The following is a 25,487-nucleotide window of genomic DNA, read 5'->3' on the forward strand; positions in this document are numbered from 1 at the left end:
AACGGAGGAAGTGCTATGGACTTCAAACCAATGTTTCCCAGTCTGAATGTCCTGTGGACGCGGTGGTCGGCCTATCACATCAAGCCGCACCAGTGGGGCGGGGAATATTTGATCCCTGCGGAGGGTGCAACTGACCTCACCTACAACTGCGCAGAGCAGCCGGGCCCTCTGGTGGCGGACGCTCTGGAACTGGGGCGGCAGTTGCACATGGGAGCACCGGACAAAAACCGCCTGTGTTCCGCTTTTGCGGCCCGCTACGGGCTCTTGGGCCTGAATGCCGAGAAGGGGGAAGGGTCCACGGAAGACCCCAATGTACCCCCGTGTTACCGCCCGTTGAACAGCTGGGAATATGGTGAAGATGTATCATTCTTCCAGAGCAGCTTTGTGATGCTGTATCAGCACTTCCTTACCGTGCAGGGCGAATTGGTGCCTACACCCAATCCAAAGGTTATGGATCTGTCCGGCCTTCTGAGCTATCGGCTGACCAGCGGCCCAAATCCTCAGTTGGTGTGGGAGGTCCGCAGTTTGGAATCCGTGATCCGATTTGCCTATGCTTCCATGATCTCTGCGGAGTTGGTGCCTCTGAAGGTCTGCAAAAACTGCGGGAAGGTGTACTACAACACCCACGCAAAGAGCGAATTCTGCGGGACTAAGTGCAGAAATTACTATAATGTGAAGGTATTCCGAGAGCGCACAAAAAATAATGACAATCCCTTGGCAACTTAATAAATGTTGCCAAGGGATTGTCACTTATAATTTCGTGTAATGCGAAAGCAAGTTATCCATTTCTGCTTTTGCCTCGTCTAAACGTTCCTTACGCTTGCAGAGTTCACGGTAGTCTGCAGCGATTCTATTTTGCTCTTCAATATCAAATGTCCCGTCTTCTTTTATGGGAATACGAATTTGGAATTTTTTGATATTGGTCAAGGATGCACGGAATGACCTATCAAAGTCATTGTTACGCTTTTCCTCGTACAATGCAAATAACAGATAATCAGGAATAATGTCATCAGTGAGAATGTCAATCACACCACAATGGTCTGTTGTGACATACTTCCTCCCCTTAGGAATCGTACTAAAATTAAAGTTTCCATCAATTCCCCACAAAACACTATTGTACTCGCTTGGAGAGCGTCCTTTATCCGGAATATATCCGAACGGTTCAATTGCGTTAGCACTAAAGACAGGAATTGCACCTGTTTCGTTTTGCTTAACTAAATTCTTTTTCAGCACGCGCTTTCCAATATGCAACTTAAAGAGCTTTTTGTTCCCAAGTTGCACACGTTTGAAGTTAGAAATACTCTTTTCTATCATCTCCGCAAAGTCTTCATAACTACTCAGCGCAGCTTGAAATTTGGAAATTGCACGATCCATTTCGGATTTACTCACAGCCTGCGGTGCCGCCGATAACCCAATTTCAATTTTCTCCTCTTCCGTCCACCAGCGATCAATTACCCAGTGGTCACTATCTCTGAACATCTGGATATCAAATATTTTGCATCGCTTTGATACGCGTTCGAGCATTTCTTTGCTCATCGTCCGTGCAGCACTATAGATTTTGAACAGCCGCACCATTTCCGGCAAGTCATTGTCATCTATTGGCTCTCGCCGCACGCTTGTCAAGCGTTCTCCGATATTTGAAATTAAATATGTAAATACTGGGAAGTTTTGTTGAAGTGCAGGATTTTCCTTTTTGGTTAGGGCGATTATATAAGTGTGCTCATAATTGGCAAAAAATGCTCTAACAGGAAGAGAAACAATTGCATCTAAATAGCATTGTTTTAAGATATATTTACGAAGATTTTTTGAACTTGTGACGATTCTGCCCAAAATACCATCGGGAATTATAACGAAGGTTTTTCCGCCTGGCTTAAGTGAATTGATAATCCACTCTAATCCCAAGCTTTCAAGGCCAACTGCATTGACTTCATACTTGTTTTTAGTCTTTGCTGTTTTGCGAAGCTCATCTTTGATTATCTTTGTTCCACTGATAACATAGGGCGGATTGCTCAGAATATAATCATATTGCTTTTCAGGATTAGTGAAAGGCTCTACGTAACCAAAAGAACCAAGGTTATCTTTAAACAAAGTAAATGACCGATTAAATAGAGCCGCAAACTCTTCAGTGCAATTAGGATTCTGAAATAAGATTTCTGCCAAGTAGATAAGCATATTGGCTTTTGCCATGATAATTGTGCGCTCATCATCTTTTTCAAATCCCTTATCAAACCCGTTTAGCACAAAACCTTCATGTATATGTCCAGAAGCATCTGGCCTAAAGGCATCCATCACATTTTCATTTAGGTTAATAAGTTCCATTAAAAAACCGCCAACACCGCAGAAAGGATCGCAAATACGCTTTCCCCTGAAAGAAAATGTTGGATCATCAAGGCCTGCCATCCTGATAACAGCTTGAACAATAACACGAGGTGTAAAATATTGCCCCAGGGCTTCAACTTCTTGTTTCAAGAAACTTTCATACAGTTTTGTTTTAAATTGTTTGCTGATTTTTGTAAGGCTACCGAATTCCTCGCTATAATCTTGCAGGTGCTTAAGAGAATATGCAAAAAGATAGCTCTGGGACAAATTTGCATTCCCGTTCTCATCAACAAAAATTGTGCCGTTTACGATGGTTGTACCATCGGCACCTTTAGGGAAAAGCCGTTTTATTTTGACACGAGTATTACGTGCATAATAGTCTAAGGCGTCCTCTGGACTGACCAAGGATTTTTCGTATACATTTTCAAACGAAACATCTTGTGGCAAAACACGAAGATCGCTGAGGAATTTGAAAATGAACAATTCTACCACATTGTAAAGGCATTTAACAGGTGATTTTCCGGTTGCTGCCCAAATTGTTTGCCACAATTTGTTGGCCAGCGGTGTCGGATCAACATTTTGATAGCTTCGAATACAAGAATTACTTTCGTCAATAGAAAGGTCAATTTCTTCAATTAGGTATTCAAGAATGTTGACATTTTTGACATTTAGAGCATCAAATGTGGTGTTAATCACATTACCTTTTGTATCAAGAATCTCTTGACCATTTAAGGCATTGATCCAATACGTATGCAGACCATCAGTTACTATAAGTATCTTACAAAGCGCCTTTGCAACATCCAGTTCTTGCTCTATCGCCTTGCGTACATCTGTTTCGCTACGAAGTTTCTCTGGGGCCTTATATTCTACTACTGCCTTAACTGACTTTTGGAAGAAAACAATGCCATCCGGCTTTTTCCTCAAGAGCCCCTTATAGGAACGCTTAGGAATAAGATCGTTTTCCATCAATTGCTTAATGGTCGTTTCACCCAATTTCAAATATGTGTACTTGCCGATACTTTGCGGAATTGTCTGGCGAAGCTCTTCACTCATTACTGATCCCTCCCCTGTTCTAACGAGCCAATGAGCTCATTAGCGGCTTTACTCACTCGAAAAAAATCATCGGAGTTGGCTGGGAAAGCTGGACTTTTTCGCCCTTCGACTTTGCCGTTGTATACCATTTGAACTACCACAACGGTTTGCGGCACATTTTCAAAAAACTCATTTCCTACAGAAACCCTGTACTGAGTATTTGCAGGATGCGGTGCACTTGCATCAACGAAAGTTGATCTAATCGGATGAAATGTTTTCATCTGAACGGTCATCTCCATTTTAAATCATCTTGGTCAAAACCATGGTCACCATGGTTTCCATGGTTGAATAGTAACAAACAATTTGCAAAATTGCAAGAAAAATATTATATAGTGGATATTTCCCCTAACCTATGGTATTGTGTCTTGCTACAAGGAGGCGAGGCACATGAACGAAACGCTGAGATTGCTGTACGACAGATTCTATATCCCTCTGCCCATGGCGGAATCTGAACAGGAAGTGGAAACCTGCCACCGGCAGCTCATTGAACGGCTGGACAAGCCGGAGCGTAAACTGGTGCTGCGGATCATCGACGCCCAGAATCTGATGATAGAGCAACGCTCCGTGGACAGCTTCATCTGTGGCTTCCGTCTGGCGTGGGAAATGGTAAACGAACTGAATCACTACATGGAAGAGCGCCCGGAGCCGGAGGATGATCTCGGCCCGGACGCTCTTCTCTAATCATCTGGTCAGTCCAGCTGCTCAGCCCTCTCCCAGCGGATATAACGGTTGGACTTCTTCCGGTAGGTACAATGCCAACGGGAACCGTCAAATACCTCGTCGGCAAAGTTGATCAGGGTTTTCGATGGAGAGTAATTCACACCCCAGCTCTGCCACCAGACGGACAGCTTGATCTTGCGGCCGTCATCCGCATCAAAAAAGCACAGGAGCATGGGCTTGCTCCTGTGCCAGCAGCGGAAAGTTAGTGTCCCGGTGAAGGAACCGCTCTCCTCCGGATAGCGGTAGTCATTCATTGGCGCAGCGTCCCGGTCCGCTTTGCAGCGGATGATCTGTGCCCGACAGGGATGATCCTTCTCAAATGTGGATGTGTACTGATTACGCATGTTGATTACCTCCTCAATATCTGAATTGCTGTTCCTGCTCTAACTGCGCCTCATAGCGCTCCTTCAGCTGCTCCCGCAGATCCTGGGGGATGGAGTCAATGAAATCCTGACACTCCTGCAGCTCATAGATGAGAGACATCTTCTCCTGGTGCTCCTGATGCTGCTCCCACCTGGCCCGCTCTGCATCTCGCCGGTCGCTCAATGCGTTCTGCTTCAAAATCCGGATCTGGTCATCGTAGGGTTTTAGTTTTGCTTCAAAGGCGTTGACCTGGGGATACCACTGCTCCAGCAGCTTCAGAATTTTTTCTCTCTGCCGTTTGGCATTCAGCGTCCCGATCTGCTCCAGCTCAGTGCGGATCTGTTTCATTTCGTCGGTGAGCTGGTGGGACTGTTTGTAGAGCCAGGTGGGAATGTGTTTCCGTCTGGTGACGGCGGCGGACTGACCCCGTTCCAGTTCCGGAAACTCCGCCGCCATGTGGTCGTGGAATTTGTCCTGCCACTCCACCAGCTTGTCCCGCCCTCCAATCACCTCCTTTGCGGACAGCCGGTTGTCTTTCGTTAGCGGAACAAAGCACAGGTGCATATGTGGGTTGCGCTCATCCATGTGGACCACGGCGGAAAAGATGTTCGCTTCTCCAACCTCTGTCTTGAAAAAGTCCAGTGCCCGTTCAAAGTAGCGGCGTACCTGCTCTGGTGGCAGGCGATCCAGATACTCCGGTGTGGCTGTGACGATGGTGTCGATGAACTTCACGCTGTCCTTGCGCACCTTGCACTTGGGGTTCTCCCGCTGGGCACGCTCGATGCGGGATTGGATCTCAGCGTAGTATTTGTGCTGTGGCTGGATGAGATGGTAGTTGAGATGGGAGCGGTCGGTGTCTACATCCGGGTTGCTGGCGTACCGCTCCTTTTTCCGTTCGTGGTGTTTCTCGATGGCGGAGGCCGGTCCGCCTTTTCGTTTCTCAAAGCGCATAATGGCGTAAGGCATCACACAAAACTCCTTTCGTTGAAATGATGGGTCTGCGGTGGACGAGGGCTTTTTCACATACCGCCCTGCCATGTGGAACCCGCCGCATGGAAACTGCTGCTGAACCCAGCAGGCTGGCGTGGCGGCGGTTTCCCCGCCCACGAGAAATGCCCGGCCCCTACAAGGCGGGCCGGGCATTTTCGCGTGCGGTTGTCAGGGCGGTATAACGCACTATACCTTGCCGCCCCGTGGGGGCTGCAAGGCGTGCGCCCGGGGACACCCCGGGACCCCGTTTTGCGGCTTCGGCTGCGCTGGAAACGGGCCTTGACTGGCCCGCAAGCCTGCGCCCCTTTGCCGCCGTTTTTGCCGCCCTTCATCGGGGGTAGGGGTGTACCCCTCCTGGGCGGCAAAAACGCGCCTGCGGGCGGACAAGGGACGAAGGGCGGAGGTTATTGCAGAAACGAAAACAGCGCCTGCGATTTCTCGCAGACGCTGTCATACATGGGATGCAATTTGTTGTGAGTACCTGTAAGAGTGTCTGGGTACTCCCGTCAGGTATCTAAAAGAAAGTCTGTCAGTCTAATGATCTTGATACCGTCTTCGGTTATGGGGTGATTGCAGTTTCCGGCAATCACAATCTTCTCGTAGTTGTCCCGGATCATGCGCAGAGGAGCCAATTCCCGCTCGCGGGTGGTTGGCTCATTCATGGACTCGGTCACTTGGATATACCGTTTCTGTTCCGCATTGGCAGCAATAAAATCCACTTCCTTGTTGTCCACCTTGCCGATGGACACATCGTATCCCCGGCGGAGCAATTCAAAGTAAACGATGTTCTCGATGATGTGTCCGGTATCCAGGTCCCGGAAACCCAACAGATAGTTGCGCAGACCGATGTCCACAATATAATATTTGCCCAGGGTGCGTAGATACTCCTTACCCTTGATATCGAAGCGCTTGATCTCGTAAAAGATATAAGACTCCAGCAGTGCGCCTACATAGGCCTGAATGGTGTGAACAGAGGGATTTCCCTTACGGCTTTGGTCCAGCAGCTTTTCGTTTACGAGGGTATTACTGATGGATGTGATGGAGGTGCTGTTGCCAATATTGTCAGCCAGGAACATGATGATCTTCCGCAGCAAATCTGGATCTGTGATCTGCCGTTGACCACGGCGGCGCTCCCGTTCCAGAATATCCCGCACCACCACCGTGGAATAGATCCCGTCCAGCAGGGCCAGCGCTTTATCGGTATCCAGCCCCACATCTGCGATGCCCGGCATCCCGCCAAAGCGCAGATAAGCATCCAGCAGTTCTTGCGGCTCATAACTTTCACCATCGGTATCATAGATCCGCTTCCGCATTCCTCCGGTGGGGCTTTTGCTCTCCCTAACTACATAGCCATGAAAGTCCAGAAACTCCCGGAAAGAGAGAGGAAGTACCTTGATTTCCACGCTTCGTCCAGCCAGGTAGGTGGCATACTCGGAGGACAGAAGATACGCATTGGAGCCGGTCACATAGATGTCGCAGTCAAAATCCACCCGGAAGGAATTTACCGCATCCTGCCACTGGTCGATGCGCTGGATCTCGTCAAAAAACAGGTAGGCACGCTTTTTCTCCGGCAGCCGTTCCTTCACATACCGGTACAATTCCTCCGCGGTCATTCGGCGGAAGTCCATGGATTCAAAATTCATCTCGATGATCTGATCATCGCTTACTCCGTTCTGACGCAGATGAAGGACCATAAGTTTCATCAGACTGGATTTTCCACAGCGCCGGATGCCTGTGATGATCTTGACCGGCTCGGTATCCTGAAACGCGATCAGTCGATTCAAATAAAGATCACGGCGGCGCAGTTCACTTCCGCTTTTCAGCATCGTATCACCTCTGGTTGGAGTGTAGCATAAAGGCAGAAAAAAATCAAGTTTGTGCTACCGATAGCACAAACTTTCTCAAAAAATAATATTTTTGCTCTGATTCCGACACTCCCAGAAATGGGCTCCATACAGAGTCAACACGGTTTGCGCTCACAAAACGCTAACAGAATGCTCACACTTTTCCGGAAAATCTGCTTTGACGGAAAAAATTCCCAAAGCCTTGTGCCGACAGTAAAAACGCCGGAAACTCCAGTAAAATCAAGGGTTTCCGGCGTTCTGAAGGGCGCAGGGAAGCGCTCAAAATGCTCCAAAAGACACCCGCTTCCAAGGACTCGAAATCGTTACTTATGAAGGTGCGATGAAAAACCGCAAAGTCCTGTGCATCAAGGGATTACAGGTTTCAGGAAAAGCCTGAAAAATCCAAAACGCTAACAGGATGTTCACAGTTATCTAAAGCACGCTTTTTTGCTCCGGCGGTAAAACAGAATATGGAGATGTATCGAAGTGGTCGTAACGAGGCTGACTCGAAATTGTGTCGGTCATTTCTTTGCTTGACCTCGCAACTCCTTGATATTGCTGGAATTTTTGTTTATCTAATGGAAAGCGCCATTTTTCTCAAAGTCCTCACCTGTCTTGCAGTTTAACATGTGTATGTCCTCCAAAGGAATGTACTCACCTCGGATTACCGAAGTTTTACCTCCTAATACAGACAGGATGTAGGTCAATTTAAGACACTGCCCAGGGCACAAAGTTAATGATCTAACGCATTTAGGACTGTGTAGAGGGTATTTCTCCTCTTCTTTTCTTCAAGATAAAAACTTTGACTAAAAATACAAAAATACCTAGTTAAATGTGTGCAAATAATACAAGAAAGAGAATCAGCCATGAGCATTGGGAAAATACCTGCTGCTCATGGCTGCTTTCAAGTCAGGGACTACTATTTAGTGAGACCGACGACTTTTTTCATCAACACTTAGCTTGAACAGGGACTTGGCAGGCCTGCCCTTTATGCAGGTGCATGAGGAAACTTTTGCTGCAAATGCTCCCATGAAAGCAAAAGACTACCCGCTGCGGGTAGGGCACGGGGGAGGAAAAGACGCTACAATGTAAACAGGGATCAAATACCTGGATAAACAGAAAAACTACCCGCTGCGGGTAGGGTGCAAAGAGAAAAAAGATGCTATGTTGAACTGTCATCCAGAATATGCAAGGAGGTGGAAACACTGAAAACGGTGCTCCTGGTCATGCGGCGGGCATCGTTGGCTCAGGGACTGATGGCCAAGGCGCGGGATGCCCCCGGCCTCTGTGCTATGAACCGGACTATGACCATGTGGACGCGGCCATCCGCATCCACCAGGCCGCTGGAGCGCTGCTGGAGGTGGCGGAAGCACCGGCGGCGGCGAAACAGTCTTCTACATCGAAGACGCTGACTACGACGATGTCGATATCGTCTATACCGTAGACAGCGAGACCCTTGTCCTGAAAACCATTGAGCGGATGAACGACAACGACGAATCCCTTTCGATAACCACCTTCCATTACGGATAAGAAGTGGAACTGCCGGAAAGGATCACGGCCTGGCAGGGCGCGTTGCGGACAGTGACCCTCCAGTTCCTCGACAAAGATGCGACCGAGATCTACCAGATCCCCGCCAATTGGAAATTTGCTGTCGATGATTACTGTCCGTGGAGTACGCTCTATCTCGACGAAGCCTGCACCCAGCCGTATGAATATCCGGGAGACGGAACCGATTTCACGGTTTATGTCCGTAACGAAGCGGAATGAAATGGTTCTTTTGAAAAAATCTGATCCGGTTCGACAAAAATAAGGAATTTTATCTGTCGGGAAGTAAAATTGAGAAAAGCAAATAGGAACAGAACAGGAGGAATTACTATGAAAAAAATGAATATGTTTTTATTTACAGTTGTATTATTAACAGCGATCCTCGCCGGATGTTCTGGCGGCTCTTCTGGCGGCTCTTCTGCAACTGATCCTGCGAATATTACAGGGGAAACCTTTGGAGACGGAAATGTCAGTGCGCTTGTTCCCGACGGATGGATGGGCTTTCACGGCACAGATTACTTTGATGAGTATGAAGAAGGTTATGATCCTAATGTGATTCAAATCTGTAAAGGCGCGGAAAGTGAGTGGGATCAACTCACAACACCTTATGTTATGATAAGTTATTTTGGACTTGATAATCTGGCGTTTGAGCCTTCGAAAGATTTTTATGAAGAAGCTGCAGATATTGAGCCCGTTACGCTCGGAAACTATACCTGGAAGGGATTCACGGCAAAAAGCCTAGATACTCCTGTCGCAATCCTTTGGACAGGAGAAGAAGGATCAGAGCAGATACAGCTTATGATTTGTCTTGAAAACGGAGATAAGATAAGTCTTGAAGATGCAGATGTTCAGGCTATAATATCCAGCATTAATATATCTAAATAAGATGTTCCATAAAAATAACCACACCTTTCGGTGTGGTTATTTTTATGGATACTGTTGGAAATTAAACTGCTCGGGGCAAGTAAATTACCCCTGCGCCAAGATTTTTGCCTCCGGCAAAAGCGCCGCCCCGCCGTGCAGGCCCTATTCTCTGCCGGCATTCATGCTGTTGCGATATTCCCAAATAAGCACGGTGATTCTGATATGCGCTATAATTTGTTATTCCAGATAAAATCGAAGTATAACAATCAGCAATTTACGCTCCAGATACTTGTATAGGTCAATATTCATTTGAAGTCAGTGTAATCCTATTTTACCTCGGATTGTTCGTTCGGAAAGAGTGGCCATATAACCGAAATAGTAGTACACTACCATGCGGACTGCACCAGGTTCTCCTCTCATAGGCTGATAGAACAGATGTAATGGATGGGCTGAATATGTCCCGGAGCGGTGCGGTCGATCCGCTGGTAGTTCATCGTTCGTATGGGTTTCATCTTCTTGACCATCTGGCCGCCCACGGAGCCGGCCTGCTTGCTGGTCAGGTCGCCGTTATAGCCCTGCTTCAGGTTGACACCCACCTCGCTGGCGGCCTCCATCTTGAACTGATTCATAGCATCGCGGGCGCTGGGAACCACAGTCTTCTTATTGCTGGACATAATCGTCTCTCCTTTGATTGTTTTGATTGATGTTTCTTTTTTTGTTGGATGGAACATCCGAGCATAGCTTTGCCCGCGGAGCGGTTTCTATACTTCTATGGTTCTGCCTGTTTTTGCTAGTGGATGGTCGGGATAGGACGGGCTGGCCTATTTAACATATAAATAGAAAAAACGCCGCCCGTGTAAAAACGGACGGCGTTAAGGAAGTTGGATTTCTTGACGATCCGAGAAGGAACATGGTATAGTGAACCCCGGATCCAAGCCTTTTTTGAATGTGGAGTGCCTCACCGGCGCTTCAGCCGGCGGTTCTGGGGCGGGTCCTCCTTGGACTTGGGACGCAGCACGCGGTAGAAGAGGAGAACAACCCCACACAAAATGACGGCGGCCAGAAGAAGGGCCAGGATGTCCACCAAAGGAGAGCTGGTGGCCTCTGCCACCGGTGTGGAGGAAGAACTGCCCTCGGCAAAGACGGGCAGGATGAACAGAGCGGGCACGGCACAGGCCATGGCGCGGAAACAGAAACCTTTCATAACAAATCCTTTCTGAAAGGGACAGGCCCTTTCGGCGGGGATGGAGAAGATACGTTGACTATACCACAGTTTTTTCCTTTCCGCAACGAGGTGCGGGGGAAAGGGGATGAAATGTGGGGAAGGAGCAAAGAATATGTTGCTGGAAATTTGCGTGGACAGTGTGGAGTCGGCTCGGGGCGCGGCGGAGAACGGGGCAGACCGGCTGGAGCTGTGCGGAGATCTCATGGTGGGGGGCGTGAGCCCCAGCCCCTTTTTAATTGAAGCGGTACAGAAGCTGGACATTCCGGTGAATGTGCTGCTGCGGCCACGCTTCGGGGACTTCTGCTACACGCAATGGGAGCGGGACATCCTGCTGCGGGAGGTGGAGCAGTGCCGGAACATGGGGGTTAACGGCGTAGTGCTGGGGGCGCTGGAGCCCGATGGACGGCTGGACCGGGAACTGCTGGCACAGCTGATTGACGCTGCCGGGCCCCTCCATAAGACCCTCCACCGGGCCTTTGATCTGTGCCGGGACGCCTCCGAGGGGCTGGAGGACGCGGTGAAACTGGGCTTTGACACCATCCTTACCTCCGGCCAGGCGGCCACGGCCCCGGCGGGTGCAGAGCTGCTGGCTGATTTGAACCGGCAGGCCGCCGGACGAGTGACCATTCTGGCGGGCAGCGGAGTCAAGAGCACCAATCTGGAGGAGCTGGCCCGGCGGACGGGCCTGCGGGCGTTTCACATGTCGGCGCGGCGGGGAGAGGACAGCCCCATGCGCTTCCGGCGCGCCGGAGTCCCCATGGGTCTGCCTCTGGCGGGAGAGTATGAGCGCTTCTATACTGACCCCCTGGAGGTGAAAAATGCCAGACGAGTGCTGGATCAGCTGGAAAAACACCCGATTTCCAGGTAAATGTAAACAAAAAATGAACGGCCGATTTGTGAACCTAACTGAATTATTTATTTCGCAGAAAATCCATTGACATACCTTTAAATTTTCTATAATATTTGGACAGAAGCTTGGATTGTTACCGCGCAAGCGGGCAAAACCGGGACTCACGACATACACCATGTCCTGCCGAGGACTGCTCGGCGGGTATCTTTGCGGTGTAAACGGTGAGGCCTGGTTTTTTCTTTTCCTGCTGGGAAATTGGAAACGGCCATCGGGGAGGGGAGTGCGTCAATGAGCTTTCAGGTACTGAAAACCATTAACAACAATGTGGTTAGCTGTCAGGATGAACATGGCTGTGAGTATATCGCCATGGGACGCGGGCTGGGCTTTGGAATCAAAGCCGGGCAGACCATTGAGCGGGAGCAGGCGGAAAAGATGTTCCGCATCACCGGTCGGGACAACATGGAGCGGCTGAGCAACCTGTTTGCCAGCCTTCCCCACGACCAGGTGGCCTTCTGTGCGGAACTCATTGAGTATGCCTCCAAGGCGCTGGACCGGAAGCTGAACGAGAGCATCTTCTACACGCTCAGCGACCACGTCTGCTTTGCTATCCAGCGGATCCAGAACGGCATGTCCTTCACCAACGCCCTGCATACCGAAGTGCGGCTCTTTTACCCCAAGGAGTACGCCGTGGGCTGTTACGCTCTGGCGGAAATTCAGCGGCGGTTCCAGGTGGAGCTGCCCGAGGATGAGGCGGCCTCCATTGCCCTGCACCTGCTGAACGCGGAGTACGAAAATTCCCTGGGTATCACCATGCAGGTAACCCAGGCGCTGGGGGAGATGCTCCATGTGCTGGAGCATCATCCGGCCTTCCAGATGGATCGAAGCTCCCTCTATTTTGACGAGCTGATTGTTCACCTGAAGTTCCTGGCGCTGGACCAGTTTTCTCCCCAGTGCCAGACGCTCCGGGAGAGCCAGTTTGCCCAGCTCATTTCCAGAGCGTTCCCGGATGACTATCGTCTGGCGGGCATTGTCACCCAGCCTTTGGAACAGGCCAGCGGCAGGAAGCTGACGCCGGAACAGCTGGCCTATTTGACCGTAAATCTGCACCGGATTCACCGGGCTTAATGTTTAAGAAAAGAGGACTCAAGCATATGGGATTTTTTGACAAGCTGTTTGGAAAGCAAGAAGAGAAGATTGAGATTGCCGCCCCTGTGGCGGGAGAGGCCGTTCCTGTTACTGAGGTGAACGACCCCACCTTCAGCGAGGAGATTCTGGGCAAGGGCATCGCCATCCGGCCCACCGGCAACGAGGTGGTAGCCCCCTGTGACGGCACCGTGGAGATGATGTTCGACACCGGTCACGCCGTCAGCCTCACCAGCAGCCAGGGCGCTGAGGTGCTCATCCACATCGGCCTGGAGACTGTGTCTCTGAAGGGGAAGCATTACACCACCCACGCCGCCAACGGTGATCAGGTCAAGAAGGGCCAGCTGCTCATCTCCTTTGATCGGGATGCCATTGCCGCCGACGGGTATGACACCATCACTCCCATCGTCATCTGCAATTCGGACAGCTTTGCCCAGGTGGAGTGCCACACCGGAGCGGTGAAGGCCGGCGACACGGTCCTCACGTTGAGCAAATAAGTGCAGCAGATCTGGAAGGGAGCATCGGAATCATGATTGTCGGCAACGGACGGCCGGTATTTTCCGGCATTGCCATTGGCCGGGCCTATGTGTACAAGAAGGGGCTGGCCACCCTGCCCGCCTCCTGCGGCGACGCGGCGGTGGAGCAGCAGAAATTTGAAACCGCCAAGCAGACCGCCCTGGAGCAGCTGCAGTCCCTCATGGAGGAGACCGCTGAGCGTCTGGGCGAGGAGCAGGCCATGATCCTGGACGTGCAGATGATGATGATGGACGACCAGGACTATCTGGACAGCATTGCGGCTATGATTCAGAACGGCGCCAGCGCCGCTGAGGCTGTGAAGGAGACGGGAGACACCTTCTCCGCCGCCTTCGCCGCCATGGACGACGCCTATATGCAGGCCCGTGCGGTGGACGTGCGGGACGTGTCCAGCCGCGTGGTGACCATCCTGTGCGGCGGCAAGGTGGGCTTTGCCATGGAGGAGCCGGGCATCCTCATCGCCGAGGACCTGACCCCCTCCGAGACGGTGCAGATGCCCAAGGACAAGATCCTGGCCTTTGTCACCCGCCAGGGTTCCTCCAACAGCCACACCGCCATCCTGGCCCGGATCATGGGAATTCCCTCTCTGGTGAAGACCCAGATCAATCTGGACGACGGCGTGGACGGCCATCCCATGATTGTGGACGGCTTTGATGGCCGGTACTATATTGACCCGGACGAGGAAGTGGTCCGGCTGATGCAGGAGAAGAAGCACACCGCCGACGAGCACCAGCGCCAACTGGAGGCCTACCGGGGCAAAGAGAGCATTACCCGGGGCGGTCAGAAGGTGAAGCTCTTCGCCAACATCGGCAACCCCTCCGACGTGGAGCACGTGCTTAAGGGCGACGCCGAGGGCGTGGGCCTTCTGCGCAGCGAGTTCCTCTACCTGGGCCGGGACAGCTATCCCACCGAGGATGAGCTCTATAACGCCTACCGCAAGGTGGTGGAGGGCCTTCAGGGCCGCCGGGTGGTTATCCGCACCCTGGACATCGGCGCCGACAAGCAGGCGGACTATTTCCAGCTGGACAAGGAGGAGAATCCTGCCCTTGGTCTGCGGGGTATCCGCATCTGCATCCGCCGCCCCGAGGTGTTCCGCACCCAGATGCGGGCCATCTACCGGGCCAGCGCCCTGGGCCCCGTGAGCGTCATGTTCCCCATGATCGCCTCCGTGTGGGAGGTGCGCAAGGTCAAGGAGATGTGCCAGACCATCCGGGACGAGATGGCCAAGGAGGGCATCCCCATGGGCGAGGTGGAGCACGGCATTATGATCGAGACCCCCGCCGCCGCCCTGGTCAGCGAGCAGCTGGCTGCCGAGGTGGACTTCTTCAGCGTGGGCACCAACGATTTGACCCAGTACACCCTGGCGGTGGACCGGCAGAACCCCTCTCTGGACGGGTTCTACGACCCCTATCACCCCGCGCTGCTGCGGCTTCTGCGCCTGGTGGCGGAGAACGCCCACAAGGCCGGTATCTGGTGCGGCATCTGCGGAGAGCTGGGTGGCGATCTCACCATGACCGAAACCTTCCTGGACATGGGCTACGACGAGCTGTCTGTCTCGCCCACCCGTGTGCTGGAATTGCGGAAAAAAGTTTGTGAAAGTGAGGTATCTCCGAAATGAAGACAATTTCCTATGTGATTCAGGATCCTCTGGGACTTCACGCCCGGCCCGCCGGCCATCTGGCCAAGGCTGCCATGGCGTGGAAGGACTGTGACATCAAGATCACGGCCAACGACAAGACTGTGGACGCCAAGCGCATTATGGGCGTCATGCAGCTGGGGGCCAAGGGCGGCAACACCCTGACCCTGACCATTTCCGGCGGCGAGGAGGACAAGGCCGCGGCCGCTCTGGAGGAATTCCTGAAGGCCAACCTGTAAGTTTGCTTTCTCCATTCTTTTGGGACTCTTGGACCGCTGTGGGCGGCGGTCCATACATCAGAACGGAAGGAATATTCTCTATGTCAGTGTTCAGGGGGGTATTCCGGACGTTCCCGTAAGTGTTTTGACTTTTGTGAGGGAGGAAAATCTTTATGATGCGTTTCTTTCAGCGTTTAGGTAAATCCCTGATGCTGCCGGTGGCATGTCTGCCTATCGGCGGTATCCTGATGGGTATCGGCTACTGGATCGACCCCGCCGGCTGGGGCGCCAACAACCTGGCGGCTCTGCTGCTCATCAAGGCCGGCGGCATTCTCATTGACAACATGGCTATCCTCTTCGCCCTGGGCGTTGCCATCGGCATGTCCAAGGACCAGGAGGGCACCTCTGCTCTGGCCGGCATTATCTCCTGGCTGACCGTCCAGACCATGCTGGGTGTTGGCGTGGTGCAGCTCATTATGGGCGTGGAAGCCGATGCGGTTCCCGCTGCGTTCACCAAGATCAACAACCAGTTCATCGGCATCCTCTGCGGTCTGATCGCCGCCTGGTGCTACAACAAGTTCTATAAGACCAATATGCCGGACTTCCTGGGCTTCTTTGCCGGCCGGCGGTTTGTGCCCATCATGACGGTGGTTACCACCCTGATTGCCTGCATCCCCCTGTACTTTGTCTGGCCCGTGGTGTACAGCTTCCTGGTCAATGTGGGCGAGACCATCCTGGGCATGGGCGCCATCGGCGCCGGCATCTACGGCTTCCTGAACCGTCTGCTCATCCCCATCGGCATGCACCACGCCCTGAACAGCGTGTTCTGGTTCGATGTGGCCAACATCTATGACATCGGTAAGTTCTGGGGCACTGTGGACGGCGGCGTTCTGGGTCAGACCGGTATGTATCAGGCCGGCTTCTTCCCCGTCATGATGTTTGGTCTGCCCGGCGCTGCCCTGGCTATGTACCACACCGCCAAGCCCGCCAAGAAGAAGATTGCCGGCGGCATCCTGCTGTCCGCCGCTCTGTGTGCCTTCTTCACCGGCGTCACCGAGCCCCTGGAGTTCTCCTTCATGTTCCTGGCTCCCGGCCTGTACTTTGCCCACGCCGTGCTGACCGGCATCTCCGTGGCTGTTGTGGCCGCTCTGCCCATCCGCGCCGGCTTCCAGTTCAGCGCCGGCTTCGTGGACTGGTTCCTGTCCTTTAAGGCTCCCTTCGCCATGAATCCCATCCTGCTCATTCCCATCGGCCTGGCCTTCTTTGTCATCTACTATGTGGTCTTCCGCATCATGATCGTGAAGCTGAACCTGAAGACCCCCGGCCGTGAGGACGACGACAACGCCGCTGAGATGAACATCCAGCTGGGCAGCGACAACTACGCTGCCATGGCCATGGCCATCCTGGAGGGCGTGGGCGGCGCCGAGAACGTGACCAGCGTGGACAACTGCATCACCCGTCTGCGTCTGGAGGTCAAGGACCGCCTGCTGGTGGACGAGAAGAAGCTGAAGGCCTCCGGCGCCGCCGGCGTGGTCCGTCCGGGCAAGACCTCTGTCCAGGTCATCATCGGCCCCAAGGTCCAGTTCGTGGCAGACGAGTTCAAGAAGCTGGTTCGCTAAGACAGACGTTTACCACTCTGGTCCCAAAAAGAATCCTGTTTTTCTGGAAAACACCTCTCCCGCCCTGCGGCCCACAGCAGGGCGGGAGCTTTTTTGCCCATTGACATTCCCCAAAGCCCTTGTTATACTGAGAAAACAAAATTATCTCCGCGCCCACGCCCGACGTCCCCGCGGAGAGAGTATGCGTCAGGTAAACGGGTTCCTGTTCAGGAACCCGTTTTTTGTTTCCCCTGCCGCGAGAGGAGCGAGAATTTTTGGAAGGAAAAGAAAACATGTTGGGCACCATGCCGGTGGGACGGCTGGTGCTCCAGATGTCCTGGCCGGTGATGCTGTCCATGCTGATGCAGGCCATTTACAACCTGGTGGACAGCGTCTATGTGGCTCAGGTGGGAGATGACGCCTTTCTGGCCCTGTCCTACGCCTATCCCATTCAAACGCTGATGGTGGCCTTTTGTACCGGTACCGGAGTGGCCTTCAGCGCAGCTCTGGCCCAGCGTCTGGGCGAGCGGAAAATGGATGAGGCGGGGCAGACCGTGCTGCATGGCTTCCTGTTCTACGGTGGGTGCTGGGTGCTGTTCCTGCTCTTTGGAGTGCTGGCCAGCGGCCTTTATATGGACCTTTGCACCCAGAACCCCCAGGTGGCGGAGATGGGCAGAGAGTACCTCTTTATCTGCTGCTGCTTCTCCTTCGGCATCTGTACCCAGTTCCCTTGTGAGCGGGTGCTGCAATCCACGGGACACCCCTCCGGCTTTATGATCGTTCAGGGCTCGGGCGCGCTGATCAACCTGGTGCTGGACCCCATCTTGATTTTTGTCTTTGACATGGGTGTACCCGGAGCGGCGGTGGCCACGGTCATCGGACAAATCAGCGGCGGAATCATCGGTCTGTGCCTGGTGCGCCGCATCCGCAATCAGCTCCCGGTGAACCCCAGGGCCTTCCGTTTCCAGAGGAGCCTGGCCCGGGAGATGGGACGGGTGGCCGCGCCGGCCATTGTGATGCAGTCCATGAGCAGCCTGATGTCCATGGGAATGAACGGGATTCTGAACCTGTGGTCGGAGACCGCTGTGTGGGTGCTGGGCGTCTACTTTAAGGTGCAGTCCTTTGTGTTTATGCCCATGTTCAGCATCAACAACGGCCTCATCGCCATTCTCAGCTTCAACTACGGCGCAAAGAGCCGCAGCCGGGTTTCCGGAGCCATCCGCTTCGGCATCCTGGCGTCTTTGGTGACGGCTTTGGTGGGACTGGCACTGTTGTGGGTGTGCGCTGCGCCGCTGCTGACCGTGGCCTTTAACGCCGGAGAGGCTGCCCTGGCGTTGGGGGTACCCGCCCTGCGGATGACGGCCCTGGCCTTTCCCGTGGCTGCGGTGAGCATTGCCTGTTCTGCTGCCTTCCAGTCTCTGGGGCGCAGTGTGGATTCCCTGGTTGTCACGCTGCTGCGGCAGCTGGTTCTGCTGCTGCCCATCGCTTTCCTGCTGGTGCGTACCCTTCCCGACTACACCTTCCTGTCCTTCCTGCTGGCGGAGCTGGGGGCCTGCGTGGTGGCCCTGGTGATGTATGCCCGGCTGTACCGCACCACCATTTCCCGCATTTAAAGGCATGAAAAAGCCCTGACACAGATCTGTGTCAGGGCTTTTTTGATACTGAAAAATTACATGAGCTTGACGGTGTAGTAGACCAGCAGGGCAAACAGCCAGGCCACCATCACGAAGATCAGGTAGTAGGCGGTGCTGGCTGCCAGAAGGCCCACCACCACAGCGGCCAAGCTGGCCAGGCAGCTGACCAGAATCACCGGGTAAGAGGCATTCTTGGAGAGAATCCGCACTGCGGTTCCGTCCGCCCGACGGATGACACCGCCGGTCTTCTTCAACCACAAAGCGGCCGCGCTCACCAAAATGATTCCCACCAGAATAAGGGCAGTTTCCAGCTTGGCGCCGGAGCCGTAACGGATGAACCAGAGTCCGAGGATGGACATTCCCACCGCCGCAGCGGCCAGGAAGAAGTCGCGGTGGTAGAGGTAATAGACCAGCGCCAGGCCGGCCCAGGCGGGGACCAGCAGGAACAGCATCCGCATGCCGGGCTGCTGGAAGCTGACGGCTACGTGGGAACATACAGCTACCGCACCGAAGGCCAGAGCCAGCACAGTGGGCAGTCCGCTCTTTCCGCCCTTGCGGAACCGGAGGGCGGCCCAGACCAGACAGATCACCGCCGCGGCGGCACCTGCCAGGCGCAGCACGTGGAGGGCATTGCTCAGGAAACTGGCTACAGCGATTTCGGTTTCGGTGACGCGGAAGTTAATATAGTAGCGATTGACAAGCAGCAGCAGTACCTCGAGGACGATGGCGCCGCCCACCCACAACAAAGCGCGGTTGAGGGCGATGTCCTCCTGGTGCCGGCGTGCTTCTCTCTGCTTTTTATCCATGCGTTTTCAATCTCCTTGCTCTTGGGCTTCCAAGATCGGACCCGGACAAAAAAGAATATCTGGGGTCCAGACATTTTATTATTGTACCAGATAGGACTATTTTTTGCAACACCTAAAAGCAAATACACAAAAAAAGAAAAGCCGGCTTCCCACGGGGAGAAGCCGGCAAAAGCAGCCTGATTAGTTGTTGCTGCCGAATTCGCTGAAGAAGCGATCGTGGACCGCCTGAACAGCCCGGTCGGCGTCCCGCTCGTCCACCAGGACGGAGACCTTGATCTCGCTGGTGGAGATCATGTTGATGTTGATGCCGGCGGCAGAGAGGGCCTCGAACATCTTGCAAGCCACGCCGGCGTTGTGAGCCATGCCGGCGCCCACAATGGAGACCTTGGCAATCTGCTTGTTGATCTCGATGCTCTGGAAGCCGATGGCCTCCTTGTTCTCCTCCATGACGGCCTTGGCCTCGTCGGCGTCGCTGCGGGCGACGGTGAAGCTGATGTCCTTGCTCTCGTCGCGGCCGATGGACTGGAGAATGATGTCCACATTGATGTCCTTCTTGGCCAGCAGAGAGAAAATCTTAAAGGCGATACCGGGCTGGTCGGCCAGGCCCACCAGAGCAATCCGGGCTACGTTCTTATCCTTGGCTACGCCGCTGACGTGGGTTTTTTCCATGGTTTTGACAACCTCCTTGACTTTGGTACCGGGATTTCCGCTGAAGCTGGAGATAACCTCCATATTGACATTGTAGCGCTTGGCCATTTCCACCGAGCGGTTGTGGAGCACCTGGGCGCCCAGGCTGGCCAGCTCCAGCATCTCGTCAAAGGTGATTTCGTCCAGCTTGCGGGCGCCCTTGACGGTGCGGGGATCGGCAGTGTAGACGCCGTCCACATCGGTGTAGATCTGGCACAGGTCGGCCCGGAGGGCGGCGGCCAGAGCCACCGCGGAGGTATCCGAGCCGCCGCGGCCCAGAGTGGTGATATCGTCGTACTTGTTGATGCCCTGGAAGCCGGCCACCAGTACGATCTTCTTCTTGTCCAGTTCCTTCTGGATGCGCTCGGTGCGGATGCGCTTGATGCGGGCGTTGCTGTACACAGAGTTGGTGAGCATGCCTGCCTGCCAGCCGGTAAGGGAGATGGCCTGGAAGCCCATGCTCTCAATGCACATGGCGCACAGGGAGATGGAGATTTGCTCGCCGGTGGACAGGAGCATATCCATTTCGCGCTTGGAGGCGTTGGGATTGATTTCCTTAGCCTTCTCGATGAGGTCGTCGGTGGTGTCGCCCTGAGCGGAGAGCACCGCCACTACGCTGTTGCCCTTCTGATAGGTCTCGGTGATGATGCGGGCTACGTTGCGGATCTTATCCGCGTCGGCGACGGAGGAGCCGCCGAATTTCTGAACAATCAGTGCCATGTATGTCGTTCCCCCTAAAGGTCAAAATCATAAGGTTGATGCGGGAGAGAGTCTCCCATGCATCCTATGCCGCGGTCCCCTTCGGAGCCCCAGCGGACTTTAGTCCAGCACCCGGAACAGGGAGCTGACGGCCATGCCCTTGAGGCAGTCCCGGATCTGGGGATAGGTCATCTGTCCGGTGAGGAAGGCGGCCTCTCCGGCGGGAGCGCCCGCCCGGGCCAGGGGCTGAATTTCACCGCAGGCCAGCCGGGCCTGGTCCATGGAAGCGTCGGCGCGGACATACCAGCGGGAGGAGAGAATGTCCGGGGAGACCACCAGGGCGGGAGCGCCGGGCCCCCAGGCGTTGTGGTGGTCCTTCTTTCGATCCTTGGCGATATCAATGACGTCGGCCACCACGGCGGAGGCGGTGGGCAGCTTGCCGGCGCCACGGCCATAGAACATCACGTCGCCGATAGCGTTGCCGGTGACGGCGATAGCGTTGAACACGTCCTCCACGCCGGCCAGAGGATTCTCGTCGGAGACCAGGTGGGGGGCCACAAAGGCGCACACCTTGCCCTCGGGCTGGCGGAGGCAGCGGCCCAGCAGCTTGATCTTGTAGCCCTTGGAATCGGCGTAGGCCACGTCCTCCAGGGTGACGTTCCGGATGCCCTCGGTGGGTACCTGCTGGGGATAGACGTGCTGGCCGAAGGCCAGAGCGGCCAGAATACAGATCTTGCGGCAGGCGTCGTGGCCGTCCACATCGGCGGTGGGGTCCTTCTCGGCGTAGCCGTTTTCCTGGGCCTCCTTCAGGGCCTGATCGAAGGTGAGACCGGCCTTGATCATCCGGGTGAGGATATAGTTGGTGGTGCCGTTGAGGATGCCGGTGATCTGGGTCAGCTCATTGGCGGCCAGACAGGAGGTGAGGGGGCGGAGAATGGGGATACCGCCGCCCACGCTGGCCTCAAAGAGGTAGCTGACACCGTGCTCCCGGGCCAGCTGGAGCAGGTCGTAGCCGTGGGTGGCCACCAGCTCCTTGTTGGAGGTGACTACGCTCTTGCCCGCCTTCAAAGCCCGAGTGGTAAAGTCCAGAGCGATGGTGGCGCCGCCGATGGTCTCCACAACGATGTCCACCTCGGGGTCCTGCTCGATGACGGAGAAATCCTTCACAAAACAGTCGGCATAGGGGCTGTTGGGGAAATCCCGTACATCCAGAATATACTTCAGACGGACCAGATCATCCACACGCTGGTCGATGAGGCCGCCGTTTTTGGTCAGCACTTCGGCCACGCCGGAACCCACGGTACCAAAGCCTAAAATTGCTACGTTAACCATTCCAATTTCACCTCGTTGCTAGATTTAACCCGCCAGGATTTCACACTTGAGTACGCCTGGGCTGTTGCCCACGTCTCCCAGCACCTCTTCAATGGAGCGGCGCAGGGCGGAGGTCTGGGCGGTCATGGTGACCACGGCGCAGCCATTCACCGGAATGTTCTGATTGATGGTCAGAATGTTGACTCCGGTGCCGGCAAAGATGTTCAGTGCGGCGGAGAGAATGCCCGGCTCGTCCTTCAGCAGAATCTGAAAGGTAACGATTCGCCCGTGGAGCATGTCATTGAAGGGGCGGACCGTGTCCTTATACTTATAGAAGGCGCTGCGGCTGATGCCCACCGCCCGGGCCGCGGCATTGACTGTGGTCTCCTCGCCGGTGTCCAAAAGACGCTTGGCTTCTGCCACTTTCAAAAAGATTTCCGGCATGGCCGAGGCCTCGACAATAAAGTATTTCGCGGAGATACTCATGGGCGGCCCTCCTTGTTCTGCTAACCTGTCCACGCTGCAAAGGCATTTGTTCTTGTGACATGGCATATTGTAACACACCACAACCACGGTTGCAACGGGAAAATGCTTGGTGGAATGGTGAAATTTCTCCATATCAGTCTGCTGTTCTCCGTCATATTATCCAGAAAAAAGAGAAAGGGACAGAAAAACGGCCGCCTCCGGCTTAGCCGGAGGCGGCAAAAAGAGAAAAGATCAGGGCTTGGGGACATCCTGGGAACTGGAGGAGTGGGATCCGGAGCTGGAAGAACTGCCGGAACCACTCTCACTGCCGCCGGAACCGTCGGGGTTTGTAGGATCCGTAGGATCGGTGGGATCGGTAGGATCGGTAGGATCCGTGGGGTCCACAGGCTGCCAGGGATCGGTGGGATCTGTGGGATCGGTAGGCACTTCAGGGGCTGTGGTGTGCACCGTGCAGGCGCCGTAGCCCTCCACCACACTCAGGCGGTACATATTGTCCTGAGCGGTAGCAGAACCCACCTGCTCCCGCTCATAGTTGGGCAGGCAGATCTGCTTCTGGCTCTCCTCCGGGCAGTAGGGACCGGCAATGTGATAGAGGCCGGTCTCGTTGCCGTTGGCGTCCAGAATGGGACAGTCGGTACACACGGTCACTACACTGTCGGCAGTGTGGATGGTGCACACGCCGGTGGGAGCATCGCCCTGGAAGACGCTGTCCCGGCCCACCCGGCTGCCGCGGGGATCCATGGAGCAGTACTCAGTGGGCAGAAGTCCGCTGTCCAGGCAGTAGTCCACGGTGGTCAGACCGGAGGGAACGTTGAATTTCTTGTTTTCCAGCCCGTCGTGGATCTGAGACATGACTTTGTTCCACAGAATGAGGGCGGGGTTGCCGCTGGTGCTCATCTTCTCATTCTTTTCGTAGCCGGTCCAGACGGCGGCGGTGTAGTAGGGGGTGTAGCCCACAAACCAGCGGTCGTAGTTGTCGGTGGTGGTACCAGTCTTACCGCCGGCAGACATGTTCTTCAGGTCATAGCCGGCGCCGGTACCCTTATCCAGCACGTCCGAGAGCATGGAGTTCATATAATAGGCGGTGGTGTCCTTAATGGCGACCTCCTGCTTGGGCTCATTCTCCAGCAGGACCACCTCCTGGCCGTCCACCAGCTGGGTCACCTTGGTGTAGGTCCGGGAGTAGGTGTAAATGCCGTTATTGGGGAAGGTGGCGTAGGCCTCGGCCATGTCCCGGGTGCACACGCCGTTGGTGAGACCGCCCATGGCCAGGGGGGAGACGGCGATGTCCGTGCTCACCTTTCCGTTGGACTCCATGGCCTCCACCAGATCGATGTGGTATTTCTCTTCCATGAAGTTGAAGCTGTTTTCCGGCGTAACCAGATCAGCCAGAATACGCACGGCGATGGTGTTCACCGAGCGGGTCAGACCGCTTCGCACGGTGGTGAGACCGCGGTAGCTGGCGGCACCGGAGTTGGTGGGCCAGGCCCGGCCGCCCATTACCTCGTAGGGGTAGTCGTCAATGATGGAGATAGGGGAGACGAGCCCCATTTCCAGAGCGGGGGAGTAGACCGACAAAGGCTTGATGGAGGAGCCGGGCTGCCGCTGGGCCGTGTTGGCGTAGTTGGTGAGCAGGTTGCCCTCCTTCTCTCCAAACTGGCCCACAATGGCCACCACGTCGCCGGTGGTGTTGTCGATGATGGTGATGGAGGACTGCATATCCTGTCCGCTCTTGGAGACGTAGTTCAGATTCTCGCGGTTGGTATAAACTTCCTCGGCGATGGCCTGAATGTCGGGATCCAGGCAGGTGTAGATGCGCAGGCCGCCGCGGCCCAGCATCTGGGAGATGCGCTGGTCCGACCATTTGAGCTGTTCCGCCAGATCTTTCTTCACGTCGGCCAACACGGTCTCCTCGTACCAGGAATAGATCTCCTGAGGGGCGTCCTCGCCCTCGCCCTGGACAAAGACCAGCTCCTGGGCCACGGCCTCGTCATATTCCTCCTGGGTGATCTTTCCCTGCTCCAGCATCTGGGCGAGGACGATCTCCTGGCGGTATTTGTTGTACTGTCGGGCGGTCCAAGTCTCGGTGCCGTCAGGGCTGGGCATTTTGGCGTCGGAGTAGGGGCTGTACTTGGAGGGGTTGTTGGTGATGCCGATGAGACTGGCGCATTCAGCCAGCGTAAGCTCACTGACCGGCTTGCCAAAGTACTTCAAGGAGGCGGAGCCCACACCGTCACAGCCGCTGCCCAGGGGAATGATGTTCAGGTAGAGGGTAATGGTATCTTCCTTGGAATTATTCTGGGTAAAGCGGAGGGCGCGGACAATCTCGGTGATTTTCCGCTTTACGGTGGTCTCGTTGTAGCCGGTGAGGTTTTTGATGGTCTGCTGGGTGATGGTGGAGCCGCCCTGAATATCGCCACCGGTAAACATGGACAGGACTGCCTTACCGGTGCGCAGCCAGTCCACGCCGGAGTGAGTCCAGAAGCGCTTATCCTCAATGGCCACAGCGGCGTCGATGAGGTTCTCGGGAATCTCCTCATAGTCCACCCAGATGGAACTGGTGGAGTTGAGCAGCGTGGTCATTTCTTTGTATTCCCCGGTTTCCTTATCCTGATAGTACATGACGCTGTTCTCGCCCAGAGTGAAGTCATCCGCACTCAGGTCGGCGATGGGGAAGATTACGGTTTTAATGTACACTGCGGCAAAGCAGCACAGAATAGCGCTGGTGCAAAGACCGATGAGCAGCAGGGTGCCCAGCACTTTCCCCACGGTGCGCATGGTGCTGCTGCGGCCCTTTTTGGAACGGCGAGGGCGCCGCTCGCTCTGCCTTCTGGGGGCCTGGCGGCGGGAGGGGTACTCACTGTTTTCATAAAGGGAACTGGAATGATTGTTGTGATTCTGGTCAGACACGATGTTACCTCCA

Annotated in this window: 23 protein-coding genes; 11 read left to right on the plus strand and 12 right to left on the minus strand. The window is 54.6% G+C overall.

Annotation, left to right across the window (positions count from 1 at the left end; all coding sequences use genetic code 11):
• Nucleotides 1-15: 15 nt before the first annotated feature.
• A complete protein-coding gene (locus DWX58_RS00965) occupies nt 16-726 on the plus strand; it encodes a hypothetical protein (protein ID WP_118640995.1) in 711 nt (236 codons plus the stop codon).
• 24 nt (nt 727-750) lie between these two features.
• Here the strand turns inward: DWX58_RS00965 and DWX58_RS00970 are convergent, their stop codons facing one another.
• Both DWX58_RS00970 and DWX58_RS00975 read right to left on the minus strand, forming a co-directional pair.
• Nucleotides 751-3,372: an N-6 DNA methylase gene (locus DWX58_RS00970; protein WP_118640997.1), complete on the minus strand. Its 2,622-nt coding sequence runs from the start codon at nt 3,370-3,372 to the stop codon at nt 751-753.
• Entirely contained in the window at nt 3,372-3,650 is a 279-nt protein-coding gene (locus DWX58_RS00975) for a hypothetical protein (protein ID WP_243093202.1), read from the minus strand. Before DWX58_RS00975 ends, DWX58_RS00970 begins: the two co-directional genes overlap by 1 nt.
• Nucleotides 3,651-3,798: 148 nt before the next feature.
• Between DWX58_RS00975 and DWX58_RS00980 the strand changes: the two genes are divergently transcribed.
• The gene (locus DWX58_RS00980) at nt 3,799-4,092 is read left to right on the plus strand and encodes a DUF6809 family protein (RefSeq protein ID WP_118640999.1); all 294 of its coding nucleotides are present in this window, start codon (nt 3,799-3,801) and stop codon (nt 4,090-4,092) included.
• An 8-nt stretch (nt 4,093-4,100) separates the two neighbouring features.
• On the opposite strand, the gene DWX58_RS00985 is transcribed toward DWX58_RS00980, so the two are convergent.
• The 3 genes from DWX58_RS00985 to DWX58_RS00995 form a co-directional block, all read right to left on the minus strand.
• Nucleotides 4,101-4,475: a hypothetical protein gene (locus tag DWX58_RS00985; RefSeq protein WP_118641001.1), complete on the minus strand. Its 375-nt coding sequence runs from the start codon at nt 4,473-4,475 to the stop codon at nt 4,101-4,103.
• 13 nt (nt 4,476-4,488) lie between these two features.
• On the minus strand, nt 4,489-5,460 hold the full coding sequence (gene mobV / locus DWX58_RS00990; protein ID WP_118641003.1) for a MobV family relaxase: 972 nt from the start codon (nt 5,458-5,460) through the stop codon (nt 4,489-4,491).
• Nucleotides 5,461-5,990: 530 nt separating this feature from the next.
• On the minus strand, nt 5,991-7,310 hold the full coding sequence (locus tag DWX58_RS00995) for an ATP-binding protein (protein WP_118641005.1): 1,320 nt from the start codon (nt 7,308-7,310) through the stop codon (nt 5,991-5,993).
• A gap of 1,551 nt (nt 7,311-8,861) precedes the next feature.
• On the opposite strand from DWX58_RS00995, the gene DWX58_RS01000 reads away from it, so the two are divergent.
• Nucleotides 8,862-9,095: a hypothetical protein gene (locus tag DWX58_RS01000; protein ID WP_118641007.1), complete on the plus strand. Its 234-nt coding sequence runs from the start codon at nt 8,862-8,864 to the stop codon at nt 9,093-9,095.
• A gap of 108 nt (nt 9,096-9,203) precedes the next feature.
• The gene (locus tag DWX58_RS01005) at nt 9,204-9,758 is read left to right on the plus strand and encodes a hypothetical protein (RefSeq protein WP_118641009.1); all 555 of its coding nucleotides are present in this window, start codon (nt 9,204-9,206) and stop codon (nt 9,756-9,758) included.
• Nucleotides 9,759-10,153: 395 nt separating this feature from the next.
• Here the strand turns inward: DWX58_RS01005 and DWX58_RS01010 are convergent, their stop codons facing one another.
• Both DWX58_RS01010 and DWX58_RS01015 read right to left on the minus strand, forming a co-directional pair.
• Nucleotides 10,154-10,411 carry an alpha/beta-type small acid-soluble spore protein gene (locus DWX58_RS01010; protein WP_118641011.1) on the minus strand — a complete coding sequence of 86 codons (258 nt, stop codon included), beginning with the start codon at nt 10,409-10,411 and terminating at the stop codon, nt 10,154-10,156.
• Between the two features lie 284 nt (nt 10,412-10,695).
• Nucleotides 10,696-10,941 carry a hypothetical protein gene (locus DWX58_RS01015; protein ID WP_118641013.1) on the minus strand — a complete coding sequence of 82 codons (246 nt, stop codon included), beginning with the start codon at nt 10,939-10,941 and terminating at the stop codon, nt 10,696-10,698.
• A gap of 133 nt (nt 10,942-11,074) precedes the next feature.
• Here DWX58_RS01015 and DWX58_RS01020 point away from each other — a divergent pair, with 133 nt between their 5' ends.
• The 7 genes from DWX58_RS01020 (at nt 11,075) to DWX58_RS01050 (ending at nt 18,554) form a co-directional block, all read left to right on the plus strand.
• Nucleotides 11,075-11,830 (plus strand): copper homeostasis protein CutC, encoded by a 756-nt coding sequence (locus DWX58_RS01020; protein WP_243093203.1) that lies wholly within the window; start codon nt 11,075-11,077, stop codon nt 11,828-11,830.
• A 270-nt stretch (nt 11,831-12,100) separates the two neighbouring features.
• Nucleotides 12,101-12,937, plus strand: a complete 837-nt coding sequence (locus DWX58_RS01025; protein WP_118641017.1) for a PRD domain-containing protein — start codon at nt 12,101-12,103, stop codon at nt 12,935-12,937.
• Nucleotides 12,938-12,963: 26 nt separating this feature from the next.
• Complete coding sequence (locus tag DWX58_RS01030; protein WP_118641019.1) at nt 12,964-13,452, plus strand: PTS glucose transporter subunit IIA; 489 nt, start codon at nt 12,964-12,966, stop codon at nt 13,450-13,452.
• 32 nt (nt 13,453-13,484) lie between these two features.
• Nucleotides 13,485-15,107, plus strand: a complete 1,623-nt coding sequence (gene ptsP, locus DWX58_RS01035) for a phosphoenolpyruvate--protein phosphotransferase (RefSeq protein WP_118641021.1) — start codon at nt 13,485-13,487, stop codon at nt 15,105-15,107.
• The gene (locus DWX58_RS01040; protein WP_118641023.1) at nt 15,104-15,364 is read left to right on the plus strand and encodes an HPr family phosphocarrier protein; all 261 of its coding nucleotides are present in this window, start codon (nt 15,104-15,106) and stop codon (nt 15,362-15,364) included. Before ptsP ends, DWX58_RS01040 begins: the two co-directional genes overlap by 4 nt.
• Nucleotides 15,365-15,516: 152 nt before the next feature.
• Nucleotides 15,517-16,962 (plus strand): N-acetylglucosamine-specific PTS transporter subunit IIBC, encoded by a 1,446-nt coding sequence (gene nagE, locus DWX58_RS01045; protein ID WP_199648627.1) that lies wholly within the window; start codon nt 15,517-15,519, stop codon nt 16,960-16,962.
• A gap of 254 nt (nt 16,963-17,216) precedes the next feature.
• A complete protein-coding gene (locus DWX58_RS01050) occupies nt 17,217-18,554 on the plus strand; it encodes an MATE family efflux transporter (protein WP_243093204.1) in 1,338 nt (445 codons plus the stop codon).
• A gap of 56 nt (nt 18,555-18,610) precedes the next feature.
• On the opposite strand, the gene DWX58_RS01055 is transcribed toward DWX58_RS01050, so the two are convergent.
• The 5 genes from DWX58_RS01055 to DWX58_RS01075 form a co-directional block, all read right to left on the minus strand.
• Nucleotides 18,611-19,381: a hypothetical protein gene (locus DWX58_RS01055; RefSeq protein ID WP_118641025.1), complete on the minus strand. Its 771-nt coding sequence runs from the start codon at nt 19,379-19,381 to the stop codon at nt 18,611-18,613.
• A gap of 180 nt (nt 19,382-19,561) precedes the next feature.
• Nucleotides 19,562-20,788 carry an aspartate kinase gene (locus DWX58_RS01060; RefSeq protein ID WP_118641027.1) on the minus strand — a complete coding sequence of 409 codons (1,227 nt, stop codon included), beginning with the start codon at nt 20,786-20,788 and terminating at the stop codon, nt 19,562-19,564.
• 99 nt (nt 20,789-20,887) lie between these two features.
• Entirely contained in the window at nt 20,888-22,099 is a 1,212-nt protein-coding gene (locus DWX58_RS01065) for a homoserine dehydrogenase (protein ID WP_118641029.1), read from the minus strand.
• 24 nt (nt 22,100-22,123) lie between these two features.
• Nucleotides 22,124-22,564: an ACT domain-containing protein gene (locus DWX58_RS01070; protein ID WP_118641031.1), complete on the minus strand. Its 441-nt coding sequence runs from the start codon at nt 22,562-22,564 to the stop codon at nt 22,124-22,126.
• A 231-nt stretch (nt 22,565-22,795) separates the two neighbouring features.
• Entirely contained in the window at nt 22,796-25,474 is a 2,679-nt protein-coding gene (locus DWX58_RS01075; protein WP_158579179.1) for a transglycosylase domain-containing protein, read from the minus strand.
• Nucleotides 25,475-25,487: the final 13 nt, after the last annotated feature.

The sequence above is a fragment of the Pseudoflavonifractor sp. AF19-9AC genome (genome assembly GCF_003478995.1).
Taxonomy (GTDB): Bacteria; Bacillota; Clostridia; order Oscillospirales; family Oscillospiraceae; genus Lawsonibacter.